The organism is Lacinutrix sp., assembly GCF_029238095.1.
Taxonomy (GTDB): Bacteria; Bacteroidota; Bacteroidia; order Flavobacteriales; family Flavobacteriaceae; genus Lacinutrix.
In genome coordinates, this window is sequence record NZ_JAQWGS010000008.1 from 150,031 (window position 1) to 163,442 (window position 13,412).

Below are 13,412 nucleotides of genomic sequence, written 5' to 3' on the forward strand. Positions count from 1 at the left end.
TTTATGCTGATTTTGGTCTTAGTTTAAAAAATTCTATAAAACTATCTGGATTTTCTACTATTCCACGTTCAGAAATTAATTGAATGTCGATGTTACGTTCTCTAGCTTTAAAGGCAAAATCCTCAAGAATTTCGATAATATCATTATCTAAATACCTTGTTTTTCTTACATCTAATTCTAAGTACGTATCAATTGGTAAGCTGTCTAATTCTTTTAAAATAGCACCTTTGTTGAAGAAGGCAACCTCTTCTGCAAGTGTCATTTTTATTTTATGCTTTCCGTTACTTTTATCTTCAATATGTAAAAAGTGAGAGTTTTGGAAACTCTTGATTAAAATAACAACGATACCAACTAATAACCCTAATCCAATTCCCCATAATAAATCAATAAAAACAATACCTAAAACAGTTACTGTAAATGGTATAAATTGTTTCCATCCTAAATCATACATTTTTTTGAATAATCCAGGTTTTGCTAACTTGTAGCCTACAATTAATAAGATAGCTGCTAGTACAGATAACGGAATCATGTTTAATAATCTTGGGATTAATATCACAGAGATTAACAAGAAAAAACCATGAATGATTGCAGATAGTTTGCTACGTCCTCCAGATTGGATATTAGCAGAACTACGTACAATTACTTGTGTAATAGGTAAACCACCAATTAATCCAGAAATTATATTTCCAGTACCTTGAGCAAATAATTCTCTATTGGTTGGTGTTACATTTTTGTGTGGGTCTAACTTATCTGTAGCCTCAACACATAATAATGTTTCTAAACTCGCTACTAAGGCTATTGTAAATGCTACTATCCAAATATCTTTATTTGCTATTGCATTAAAGTTTGGAAAGCTAAATTGACCCATAAATGAATCTATACTATCTGGAATTGGTACACTTACCAAGTGAGAGGTTTCTATTGCTAATGTAGCATTTCCTTGGGTTACTGCAAAAAATATAATTCCTACAACAACAGCCACTAATGGTCCTTGAATTAATTGAAATATTTTTCCTTTTTTAGATAATACTTTATCCCAAAGTAATAAAATACCTAAGGCAATAATACCTATTATCATTGAACCTAAAATAATATTATCTGCAATACCAAAAATTGCAGAAAACGTATTTTCTCCAGAAGATTCCATAAAACTATCTGCGCCTTCTGCCTCAGCATCGTAACCGAAAAAATGCGGAATTTGTTTTAAAATAATAATAATGCCTATACCTGTTAACATTCCTTTTATTACAGAGGAAGGAAAATAATATCCAATAATTCCTAGTTTTAAAACACCAAATAATATTTGAATAACTCCTGCAAGTACAACTGCTACTAAAAAATTTTGATAACCACCTAAACTGCCAATGGCAACAAGTACAATAGCTGCTAATCCTGCTGCCGGACCACTAACTCCAATGTTAGAACCACTTAAGGCTCCTACTATAACACCTCCTACAATTCCTGCAATTAACCCGGAGAATAACGGCGCTCCACTCGCTAAAGCAATACCTAAACATAAAGGTAATGCTACAAAAAACACGACTACACTTGCTGGTAAGTCATTTTTTAAATATTTAAACATATATAAATTCATTTATACTATTGAAAAGACTTCAATAGTAAGTTTTTAATAATTTTGATTGGACTTAGCGTCCGGTTTTCTAAAAATTTATTAAATGAATTCGGGTGGTGGAAATATTAAATTAAGATGTGGTTTTGGGTACTTTTTGTAAGTATATTCTAGATTATCTTCTATTTCAGAAGAAAACAAATTGTCATATTTTAAAAGGTTTTCAACTACAAAAACTTCTAATTCTTTGTTTTTGTCTTTTCCTTTTTCTTCTTCTTCTTCCGAAGCATCTAGTAAAAATGAAACATCAATTGTGTTATCTATATATAGCAGTATTGAAGGCGCAATTGTGGTCGCCAAAAACAGCACTGTAAAGAAAATAGATAAACTACGTTTTAACATTTTTTAATTTTGAAAAAGCTAATATAACATATAATTGAGGTTAAATTATTAAAGAGTAACTAAAAAATAGTCAACAATTTAATATCTTCATCAGGAATCCAACCTGTTTTACCATCGCTAAGTTTAATCTTTTTCCAATTATTAACAGTGTCTAAAACTTGAACCTTGGTGCCTTCGTGAAGCGTAAAAGCTTCATCGCTTCGCAAATTAGGTTCACTTTTTACTTGAGACTCTTGAGCAAATACAATGGCTGGATTTTTATTTTTAACAACATCGTAATTATAAAAAGTTATAACTAATGCTATAAACGCTAAAATTATAGAGAGCGTGCTACTTACAAAATAAAAGCGTTTTTTTCCTGTTTGAAAAGTGAAATAATACAGTAAATAGAATACTACAAAAAATAGTACTAAAGCAACAGACACTTTTGCCCAAGCGTCAAAAGACAAGCTATTTGTTACTTTTTTAACAAAGCGCGATAAGCCAACTTCTGGTAAATTATCTATAGCATCAATACGCATATTATTAGCAAAAGCTAAGTTGTTTATTATGTCTTTATCTTTAGGTTTTAATGCTAATGCTTTCTCATAATAATAAATTGAAGGTGCAATGTGATTAAGCTTATAATGAGCATTTGCAATATTATAATAGAGCTCTGCCGAATGTTTATCTGTATCTAATATTAGTTCATATCTGTCTATTGCTTCGGTAAATTTACCTTCGTTAAAAAGTGCATTCGCTTGGTCAAAAACTTTATCGTTTTGAGCACTTAAACCTATGAAGAAAAATAATAATATGTAGCCTATGTTTTTCATTTAATCTTCTTATAATCTCTTACTTTAGCAAGATTTACAAAATTATCTAATTTGTTTATCTATTAAATTAATGGTACTTGCTGCTTTATCGTAATCTTGTTGCATTGTAACCGTTGTTATTGGTGTATATCTAGCCAACTCACAGTTCTCTAGAATACTCTCAAAATCATTTACAACATCTTCTTTTACTTGTCTATCATGCAATAGCACTCTTATTTTATCTTTACTTAAATCGCTAGTTTCAATATTTAATTTTGCTTTTAAATAATTATGTAAGGCTTTTTCTAAAGCCACATAAAATGCTTCTTTTTGTCCTAATCCTTTTTTAGCTTCACCTAAGTATTTTTTTGCTAATCTATCGGCTTTTCGTAATCGGTTTCCAACAACATCACCTGCACGTTGTTCTTTTTTTCTACGGAAAACGATAGCCAATGGTATTGCTAATAATGGTGTTAACAAACTTGCCCAAAAGGCTTTAGATTTGAAAAACGATTGTTGGGTTTTGGAAATAAAATTAGGCTCTGTTTTAATAAAAGCAAATTGATTGTTATTTAAAACAACGCGTTGTTTTTCTGCACCTTGCGTAATTAAATTATTATCTGATGCACCATAAACAGGACCTTCCAATACATTAATTATTGTTTCGGTTGATGAGATACGTTTATAAGTTTGTGTTTTTAAATCGAAATACGAAAAAGAAACAGTAGGTATTGGATATTTACCTTTGTATTGTGGAACAATAGTGTAACTATCTGAAACTTCACCTTGCATACCGCTTAAATTTGTACGCACATTTTCGTTATGTTCTGGTTCGTATACTTCAAGAGAATTTGGTAGAGTTAATTTTGGTAAGGTTAACAACTTTAGATTTCCATTTCCAGAAACCGAAATTTTGGCCTGCATAGATTCGTTAGCATTAAGTTCGCTTTTAGACGTACTTAAATTAAACTCAAAATCTCCAACAGCTCCAGAGAAATCTGAAGGTTTTCCAGCTTCTGGTAATGGTTTTACATTAATAATACGTTGTCCTGCAACAACAGGAACATTTACCTTACTCATTAATCTTTGTCCAAAAATATCGCGTCTATTTGTTGGTATATCTGCTGTGACATCTAACTTTAATGGCTCTATTGTTAATTTACCTGTTTTTTGAGGATATAAAACAGTTCTTCGCAATACTACATATTGATAATCTTCTCCTTTATATTTTCCTTTTTCTATTTTTAATCCTTTTGGATTAATGCTTTGACTCCAAAAATCGTCGTACTCAGGATCGTCTGTTTCGCGCCAATTACTAACTCCTGTATTTGGTGCAACATACAATTTGTACACTACAGTTATGGCTTCGTTTAAATATGGATTAAGATTAGAAACCTCTGCTACTAAATGAATATTATCACTTGCAATAGCACTATTTGGATCTTTTGGTTGTTGAACTTCTTTGGTAACTGTAATGGCAATAGTATTGGTCTTATACGTCTGGTTATCTATTTCTATACTTGCCGCTCCAATAGTTAAATTTCCCATTCGAGTTGGCGCTAAAAAATAACTATACGTTTTCTCGAAAGAGCGTTTTCCATTTATCCATGAATTACTAACCGATTGATTTGGACCTCCAACAACGTTAAAGCCATCGAAACTTGGTGGTTTAAAGTTGTCTCCATCTCTATCCATAGAAAAATCTACGCGCAAGCGCTCGTTTAAACCTAAAGTTTTTTTACTTACTCTAGTTTGAAATTGTACTTGCGCTGCTACCATACTTGCTGAAAGCATAATAAGTAGTATTGCTATGTATTTTGATAATTTCATTTTTAGTTTATTTTTGAATTCTTGCTTTCGCAAGAATAACAAATATTTTAATATTCGAGTAGGCAACTTTACTCTTCAAACTTCTCTTTTTTACTACCAGTCTTTTTCTGTTTGAATTTTTGCGCCTTTTGCTTTTTCTGCATTTATTTTATCTTGTACTTTTTGCTCTTGATTATCCATGGCCTCTAAAAGGTTTTTTATTTGTTGAGGCGATAATTTTCCTGGCTGCTGTTGTGGTTTTGGTTGCTCTTTTTTCTGGTCGTCTCCCTTTCCGTCTTTTTCTTTTTCTTTATCTGGTTTACCTACTTCTTCTTTATCGTCTCCTTCTTTTTTATCCTTATCGCCTTTATCGTTATTTTCTTCTTTTTTATCGCCTTCGTCTTTTTGGTCTTTGTTTTTGTCTTTTTCGTCTTCTTTGTCCTCTTTATTGTCATCACCATCTTCTTGTGGTGGTTCTTCTTTTTTTGCACATTCTTTTGCTAATGCGTAATTATAACGTGTTTCTTCGTCTAAAGGATTATTTCTAAGCGCGTTTTTAAAGGCTTCTGAAGCTTCTCTGCACTTTTTTTCTTGCATTAATATGTTTCCAATATTATGGAAAGCTCTATGCTTTTCTAATTTATCTGTTGCATTTTTGGCAGCTTGTTGATTGCGATATAAGGCTTCTTGATAATTACCTTTTTTATAGTATGAATGCCCTAAGTTGTATGTTCCTGCAACACTTGTTGGTTTTTTAGAAAGGGCTTTACGGTATTCCATTTCAGCAGATACAAAGGCGTCATTACTAGCTAAATCATTTGCCTCACTTATTAAATCGTTTGTGTTTTGATTTAATATTTTTAAGGTTTTTTCTGTCTCCTCTTGTTGTGCAAAAGTTAAAGAGGCTGTAAGTATTAATATGTAAGCTATTATGTTTTTCATCTTTTTGTTTTCGACTTATAAATATATAAAAGCTTTGAGTTTACTAGTGTTAAGGATTTTATAAAAATTCTAACAGGTTTTAATTACAATTTATCAAACTTTTTTTGAGTTAAAAGTTTTCGTTAAACAAATTCAACTTTTTTAACCAGGCTGTTTTTCGTTCTAACAGAAAAATATCTAAAAACAAAAGTAAAATTCCTAAACCTAAAAACCATTGAAATTGAGATTCGTAAGCTGCAAATTGTTTGCTTTCAAATTCTGTTTTATCCATTTTATTTAAAATGTCTCGTATGTCTTCTACTACTTTCTCTGTATTATTACCATTTATATAGACTCCATTTGCTTCTTCAGCAATGTCTTTAAGTGTGTCTTCATTTAATTTTGTAATAACGGTTTCGCCTTGTCCGTCTTTTTTATAGTTTAAAATAACGCCATTTCTCTTTAAAGGAATTGGACCTCCTTTTTCACTACCTACACCAATGGTAAAAATTCTAATACCTGCTTCTGCTGCTTCTTCTGCGACAGTTGCTGCAGCTTCACTGTGGTCTTCTCCGTCACTAATAATAACCAATACGCGATTGGTTTGTTGGTCGTCGTCATAATATGTTTTAGCTAATTCTATGGCTTCGTTTATTGCTGTTCCTTGAGAAGACATCATGTCTGTATTCATGTTGTTAAGAAACATTTTTGCCGATCCATAATCTGTTGTAATTGGTAATTGTGGAAACGCCTTGCCTGCATAGGCAATTATACCAACACGATCACTTGCTAAATTATTTATTATTTGTGTAACTAATTGCTTAGACTTATCTAATCTGTTTGGAGCAATATCTTCGGCTAGCATACTTTTTGAAACATCTACTGCAAAAACAATATCTACACCTTCTCGTTTAACTGTCTCTAATTTTGAACCAATTTTAGGGTTTACTAAAGCCATTGTTAAACTGGCAAATGCTAAACATAAAACAGCAATTTTTAAAACAGATTTAAATAAAGACCTGTTAGGACTTAGCCGTTTTAAAATATCTTGATTTGCAAATTTATTTTGCACTTTGCGTTTCCAGATTTGAAGCACTAAAAACATTACCAATAATATTGGTATAAGTAGAAATGCCCAAAACCATATTTTTTCTTCTAATTGCATTTACTATTTGTTTGTTCTTGTTTTAATTAAACGAAACTTCTAAAAACGGTAATTCTTAATAGCAATTCAAACAGCAGTAAAATTCCAGCTACCCAAACAAACCACCTAAACTTTTCTTCGTAATTATAGAATTTAAATTCTTCTATTTCAGTTTTTTCAAGTTTATTAATTTCATCATATATTTCGGCTAACTTCTTATTGTTTGTTGCTCTAAAATATTTTCCTCCTGTGACATCTGCAATTTCTTTTAATAGCGCTTCGTCTATTTCTACTTTAACTCTTCCGTATTGAAATTGTCCATTTTGTTTAATCCCAATTGGAGATAAAGCCATGCCATTTGTACCTAAACCAATAGTATATGTTTTTATTCCAAACTCGACAGCTAATTCACTTGCAATTTTTGGGTTCATAGCACCAGAATTATTGACTCCATCTGTTAGTAAAATAATAACTTTACTTTTGGCTTTACTGTCTTTTAAACGGTTTACAGAGGTTCCTAAGCCCATTCCAATTGCAGTTCCACCTTCTATTATTTTGTTAAATCTAATGTCGTTTAACGCTTGTAATACAATGTTTTTATCACTTGTTATTGGTGTTTTTGTATAGCTTTCTCCAGCATATTCTACAATACCAATACGGTCGTTTGGTCTTCCTTTTATAAACTCTGCAGCCACTTTTTTTAAGGCTTGCAATCTATTTGGTTGTAAATCTTTTGCAAGCATACTTGCCGAAACATCTATTGCCATGACTATATCTATGCCTCGTGTTGTTTTGGTTTTTGTAGAGACATCTACAGTTCTTGGTCTTGCTATTGCTATAATTAAAAAGGTTAGCGCTATTAATCTTAAAGCAAAAAGTACGTGTTTTACCTTTGGTAACCATGAGTTGGTTACTTTAAAACCTTTTAAACTTGATATCTTAAGCTCTGCTGTTTGCTTTTTATTTTTTAAAAAGTACCATAGCAAAGCTAGTGGTAGCAATAGTAGCAACCAGAAAAATTCCTTGTTTAAAAATTCTATGCCTTCAAACATTAGTTGGTTTTTGGGTTTAGTTCTATTGAGTTTAAAATACGTTCTACCATCTCATCTGCATAAGCATCATCCTCTGGAGAAATTATTATTATTTGTTGTAATACGTTTTCTGCAGTAAATAGCAAGAAATTAAATTTAGCAGGTCTTAATTTGTCACTTCCTAGAGATGGAATATCCATAGTTCCATAAGATTTTAAGCCTTCGGCTCCATTTGGAGTTTCAAATTTATCTTTTAATGCTATTATGTTTTTTGCTCCTTGAGCTTCCATGCCTTGTATGCCTTTTTCTGAGAGCTCAGCTAAATCTATCTCTGGTGATTCAGAACCTTGTGGCTGGCTTTGAAACTGCGTTGTATTTACTGTAACATTAAAAACATCTAGCATTGTGCCATAGGCGAAACTACTCGATTTTGGCTGATTTTCCTGATTTTGGGCAATTGGTATTTCTATGCGTTTTAAAACCTTTGGTGTTGTAATAATAATTGGTGGAAAACCATAAGCACTTGTTACCCATTCTCCTTCTAACAATTCTTTGCTTTCATGACCAAGTATAGTATCTTTTAAATAACCAAAACCATATTTATAACCAAAGCCAACTAAAGTTGCTATCAACAAAAAGGCTAAAATACCAACAGTTAATACTACTTTTTTGGTTTTTTGTTTACGTTCCTGCTCTTCTTTATATTGCTTGTCTAAAAGCTTTTCTTCTTCGGTTGGTTCTGGTAGTGCTTCTTTAACATGATCAATCTCTATATCTACTGTATTTCGATCTATTTCTGCCAAAGCAACATCTGGTGTGCCTTTGGCAAATTTTACTAAATCTGCACGTTTTAAGATGGTTTCAATATTTCTAATATCTTCTTTACTTAATTCAATTTGATTACCATCTTTTAACAAGTTTAATCTAGAGATAAGCTCGTCTGTTGTGCTTTCTAATGCACGATCGTACACTTTTTCATCAAGATATTTTCTAATTATAAACGTTAGGTCTGAATAATAGCCTTTTAAGTTTTCGTTTTGAAGATAATTGCTTTCGTCTAATTGTTTTAATGCTAATTTAGCACGATCATAAGGTGGTAATAAGGCTATTTCTTCTTCTTTTGTTAATGGTTTTACTCTCCAAATAAACCACCATAATAAGAAACCAACTAATACAACTATTAATAAGATTAATAGCGCGTATTTCCACCAGTTACCAGCGCTTTTATTAACTTCTATTATTGGTTTAATATCGTATAAACCTTGTTTTGTGGTGTCTACAACAACTTGTCTTATTTCAACTTTTAGAGAATCTGTGTAAAATTCTTTTGCACCAATAAGTACCTTTTGTTTTGGTATGGTATACGCTCCAGAATCGAATTGTGTTAATCCGTATTTTTTAATAAGATTGTATCTATCGTCTTTTTTTGTAGTATCAATAGTGTAAGACTCTATCATTTCCAGAGGTGAGAAGGTTTGACCTTCTGGAAAAACCACTAAAGCTGTTGTGTCTGTATCTACTTCAATTTTGTAAGTTACTTGTGCACCAATTTTAATTGAAATGGAATCTATAGAAGCTTTAACTTGACTAAATGAGAACCAAGACAATAGAACAAAAAGACAAGACAACACTAGCTTTTTTGACTTGATATCTTTAAAATTCATCATTTGTAATTCTAAATTCGTCATTTGTTTTATCTTCTTTTAAAATAGCCTAATAATTTTTTTACATAACTTTCATCTACGCGACAATCTATTGTTCCTGCTCCAGATTTTGCAAAACTGTCTTTATAATAAGAGACTTTATCGTTATAAAATTTGTTATAATTCTGTCTTACTTTTTTAGATGTTGTATTTACCAACATTAATTCTCCAGACTCTTGGTCTTGCATTTGCACAATACCAAGATTAGGTATGGTTTCTTCACTTTTATCGTATATACGAATACCTGTGACATCGTGTTTATTTGCTGCAATTTTTAGTGTTTGTTTGTAATCGTCTGCAATAAAATCACTCAAAACAAAAACAATGGCTTTTTTCTTCATGACGTTTCTCATGAATTTTAAAGCTTCAGCAATGTTCGTACCTTTACTTTTAGGTTTTAGCTCTATTAATTCGCGAATTATTCGCAATACATGAGAGCGTCCTTTTTTGGGTGGAATATATAGTTCGATTTCATCTGAAAATAAAATCAATCCTATTTTATCGTTGTTTTGTGTTGCAGAAAAGGCTAAAGTTGCTGAAATTTCGGTAATGATTTCATTTTTAAATTGCTGATCTGTACCAAACAATTCTGAACCCGAAATGTCTACCATAAGTACCATTGTTAATTCGCGTTCTTCTTCAAAAACTTTAACATGTGGCTGGTTTGTTCTAGCAGTTACATTCCAGTCTATATTTCTTACATCGTCTCCAAATTGGTACTGGCGAACTTCGGAAAAAGTCATACCACGACCTTTAAAAGTCGAATGGTATTCGCCTCCAAAAATATGATCAGACAAACGACGTGTCTTGATTTCGATTTTACGAACTTTTTTTAGTAATTCTTTAGTATCCATCTTTTGATTTACGATAGTAGATTTTTGATTTACGATTTTTAAAAATCGTTATTCGGCATTCTAAAATCTAAAATTCTATGGTACCTCAACCACATTTACAATTTTATTAATAATGTCTTCGCTAGTTATATTCTCTGCTTCTGCTTCATAAGTAATACCAATTCTATGACGTAATACATCGTGAACCACAGCGCGAACATCTTCTGGAATTACATAACCACGACGTCTAATAAAAGCATAACATTTTGCTGCTGTTGCCAGGTTAATACTTCCACGTGGTGACGCTCCAAAAGATATTAAAGGCTTTAATTCTTCTAATTTATATTGTTCTGGATAACGTGTTGCAAAAATAATATCTAAAATATATTTTTCAATTTTATCATCCATATATACTTCACGTACTGCTTCTTGTGCTCTTAATATTTGCGCTACAGAAACAACTGGATTTACTTTATCCCAAGACCCTTTTAAATTGGCTCTCATAATTAACTGCTCTTCATCCTTTTTTGGATAATCTATTACAGTTTTAAGCATAAATCTATCTACTTGTGCTTCTGGTAATGGATAAGTTCCTTCTTGTTCAACAGGATTCATTGTTGCCATTACTAAAAATGGCTTGTCTAATATAAAAGTTTCGTCTCCAATAGTTACTTGCTTTTCTTGCATGGCTTCTAACAATGCAGATTGTACTTTAGCAGGTGCTCTGTTAATCTCATCGGCAAGTACAAAGTTGGCAAAAATTGGTCCTTTTTTAATAGTGAAATCATTCTCTTTCATATTAAAAATTAAGGTACCTACTACATCTGCTGGTAACAAGTCTGGAGTAAATTGAATACGACTAAAACTACCATCAACTGCTTTTGCAAGTGTGTTAATAGCTAATGTTTTTGCTAAACCAGGAACACCTTCTAGTAAAATATGTCCTTGACCTAAAAGACCAATTAACAAACGTTCTACCATATGTTTTTGCCCTACGATAACTTTATTCATCTCGTATGTCAGTAAATCGACAAAAGCACTTTCCTTTTCAATTTTTTCGTTAATAGATTTAATATCTATTGCACCTGTTTCTTCCATCTTTTATTAAATTTTAGTATCGAATGTAATTTTTGATAATTTACGGACTGCAAAATGTTAATTTTTTTGATACAATCGTGTTAATAATTGGTTAAAAAAATCAACAAACAAAAGGCTTTAACCATTTTATGTTTTCTATTTTTAGGACGAAATAAAAAAGAAGATTTCCGCCTTAGCGGAAATAACAAAAAAAATATTTTTAATGAAAAAAACCGCACTAATAACTGGAGCAACAAGTGGAATTGGTAGAGCAACTGCTCACGAATTTGCTAAACATGGTATACGATTAATTATTTGTGGTAGACGCCAAGAACGTCTAGAAACCATACAAAAAGCATTAAGTAAACATACCGAAGTACATATTTTAAACTTTGATGTTCGTGATAAAGCTGCTGTTTTTTCTGCTATAGAATCGTTACCTGAAACCTTTAAGCAAATAGACATTTTAGTTAATAATGCAGGAAATGCTCATGGTTTAGATCCAATTCACGAAGGTAGTTTAGACGATTGGGATGCCATGATGGATATTAACGTAAAAGGATTGCTTTATGTAAGTAAAGCTGTAATTCCACAAATGACAGAGCGACAATCTGGACATATTATTAACATAGGTTCTTCTGCTGGAAAAGAAGTATACCCAAAAGGGAATGTGTATTGTGCTAGCAAACACGCAGTTGTTGCTGTAACCGAAGGTATGCGAATGGATTTAAATCCTTACGGAATTAAAGTGGCAGCTATAAATCCTGGTTTAGTTGAAACCGAATTTTCTCAAGTACGTTTTAAAGGCGAAACACTTGCTGATAATGTTTATAAAGGCTATAAAGCGCTACAACCTGAAGATATTGCAGATGTTATTTATTTTGCTATTTCTAGACCAAAACATGTAAATATTGCAGATGTACTAATGTTTTGTACAGCACAAGCTAGTAGTACTATTGTGAAAAAAGAAATCTAGATGATTAACAAACGCCTTTTAATTAAAAACCTACTCGCACATAACGATGAGAACAGTTTTTATGACAAAAAGCGAAAGATTGATATTAGCCAAAAAGAAGGAAAAGCTAAGTTTTTAAAGCATGTTTGCGCCTTATCCAATAGTAATCCTAAAAATAATTCTTTTATTGTTATTGGTGTTGAAGATGAAGACAACACCATTATTGGTGTCGATTTTTTTGACGATTCTAAAATTCAAAACCTCATTAATGCCTATCTCACCAATCCTCCAATAGTTCAATACGAAAACATTCCGTTTCCGCATCTACCAGACGATAAAGTTGTTGGCCTAGTTACTATTCGCGCTATTGAAGGCTTAACCTCATTAAGAAAAAATATTTGGAAATATTATGGTGGCTCTGTGTTTTTTAGAGATGGCAGTATGAGTATGCCTAAGGTTTTTAAAAGCGATATTAAAGATGTAAACTCTAAAATTGTTGGAGCTATAGAGAGCCATTCTCATAACAATATAGAATATACACTTGATGGTGTTTTTGATTTTATGGATAAACGCAAGGATTACAATCCGCAATATAAAGTGTTTAAAGAGTATTTTGTAGTGTGTTGGGCTGGACAAAAAAAGGAGGTAAAAAATGAAGTATTTTATTCTCGCGTAGATATAGAACTTATTAACGAACAAGTACGTTTATTTTATTCGGCTTTAGATGAAGTTTCTATTTCTTTTAATAATGGTCGTTTTAAAATTATAGAATACGTGTCGTTAGGACTTCAAAATAGCTACAAATATTATCCTTTAGAAGAAACCGAAATTCAATTTCACGACAACGCTAATTATAGTATTGATAGCACTTTAGTTTTTCAGCCTCCGGAATTCGATAAAAAAATATTACATCATATTTACAATGCAAACAATGCTTTATTAGAACATTTAAAAAAAGGAAGTAAGCTTACATTATCTCAACAAAATGATGTTAAAAACTTACCAGCAACCTACCTTATTTGTTATTTAAATGGTTTTCATGAAGCTATAGATAAACTAAACGAAGCTAAACCTTTTTTGAAAGCTTACAGCCTAGCTGTGTATAGTAGATATAAAGAGTCTCTAAGGATTTTGCGTAAAGTGAAATACAATTAAAGTTGAAATATAAAAAAA

Annotated in this window: 12 protein-coding genes; 2 read left to right on the forward strand and 10 right to left on the reverse strand. The window is 31.6% G+C overall.

Annotation, left to right across the window (positions count from 1 at the left end):
- Position 1 precedes the first annotated feature (1 nt).
- The 10 genes from P8H50_RS02770 to P8H50_RS02815 form a co-directional block, all read right to left on the reverse strand.
- Complete coding sequence (locus P8H50_RS02770) at positions 2 to 1,582, reverse strand: SulP family inorganic anion transporter (RefSeq protein ID WP_300205372.1); 1,581 nt, start codon at positions 1,580 to 1,582, stop codon at positions 2 to 4.
- Between the two features lie 90 nt (positions 1,583 to 1,672).
- Positions 1,673 to 1,972, reverse strand: coding sequence for a hypothetical protein (locus P8H50_RS02775; RefSeq protein ID WP_300205374.1), 300 nt, complete (start codon positions 1,970 to 1,972; stop codon positions 1,673 to 1,675).
- A gap of 59 nt (positions 1,973 to 2,031) precedes the next feature.
- Positions 2,032 to 2,787 (reverse strand): tetratricopeptide repeat protein, encoded by a 756-nt coding sequence (locus P8H50_RS02780; protein WP_300205376.1) that lies wholly within the window; start codon positions 2,785 to 2,787, stop codon positions 2,032 to 2,034.
- A 42-nt stretch (positions 2,788 to 2,829) separates the two neighbouring features.
- A complete protein-coding gene (locus tag P8H50_RS02785) occupies positions 2,830 to 4,596 on the reverse strand; it encodes a BatD family protein (protein WP_300205378.1) in 1,767 nt (588 codons plus the stop codon).
- 93 nt (positions 4,597 to 4,689) lie between these two features.
- On the reverse strand, positions 4,690 to 5,517 hold the full coding sequence (locus tag P8H50_RS02790; protein WP_300205380.1) for a tetratricopeptide repeat protein: 828 nt from the start codon (positions 5,515 to 5,517) through the stop codon (positions 4,690 to 4,692).
- A gap of 109 nt (positions 5,518 to 5,626) precedes the next feature.
- Complete coding sequence (locus P8H50_RS02795) at positions 5,627 to 6,661, reverse strand: VWA domain-containing protein (RefSeq protein ID WP_300205382.1); 1,035 nt, start codon at positions 6,659 to 6,661, stop codon at positions 5,627 to 5,629.
- A 26-nt stretch (positions 6,662 to 6,687) separates the two neighbouring features.
- Positions 6,688 to 7,692, reverse strand: a complete 1,005-nt coding sequence (locus tag P8H50_RS02800; protein WP_300205384.1) for a VWA domain-containing protein — start codon at positions 7,690 to 7,692, stop codon at positions 6,688 to 6,690.
- Positions 7,692 to 9,359: a hypothetical protein gene (locus tag P8H50_RS02805; RefSeq protein ID WP_300205386.1), complete on the reverse strand. Its 1,668-nt coding sequence runs from the start codon at positions 9,357 to 9,359 to the stop codon at positions 7,692 to 7,694. Before P8H50_RS02805 ends, P8H50_RS02800 begins: the two co-directional genes overlap by 1 nt.
- A gap of 5 nt (positions 9,360 to 9,364) precedes the next feature.
- On the reverse strand, positions 9,365 to 10,228 hold the full coding sequence (locus P8H50_RS02810; RefSeq protein ID WP_300205388.1) for a DUF58 domain-containing protein: 864 nt from the start codon (positions 10,226 to 10,228) through the stop codon (positions 9,365 to 9,367).
- Positions 10,229 to 10,303: 75 nt separating this feature from the next.
- Positions 10,304 to 11,305: a MoxR family ATPase gene (locus P8H50_RS02815; RefSeq protein ID WP_300205390.1), complete on the reverse strand. Its 1,002-nt coding sequence runs from the start codon at positions 11,303 to 11,305 to the stop codon at positions 10,304 to 10,306.
- 202 nt (positions 11,306 to 11,507) lie between these two features.
- On the opposite strand from P8H50_RS02815, the gene P8H50_RS02820 reads away from it, so the two are divergent.
- Both P8H50_RS02820 and P8H50_RS02825 read left to right on the forward strand, forming a co-directional pair.
- Positions 11,508 to 12,260, forward strand: a complete 753-nt coding sequence (locus P8H50_RS02820; RefSeq protein WP_300205392.1) for an SDR family NAD(P)-dependent oxidoreductase — start codon at positions 11,508 to 11,510, stop codon at positions 12,258 to 12,260.
- A complete protein-coding gene (locus P8H50_RS02825) occupies positions 12,261 to 13,394 on the forward strand; it encodes an ATP-binding protein (RefSeq protein WP_300205394.1) in 1,134 nt (377 codons plus the stop codon). It abuts the gene before it with no gap.
- Positions 13,395 to 13,412: the final 18 nt, after the last annotated feature.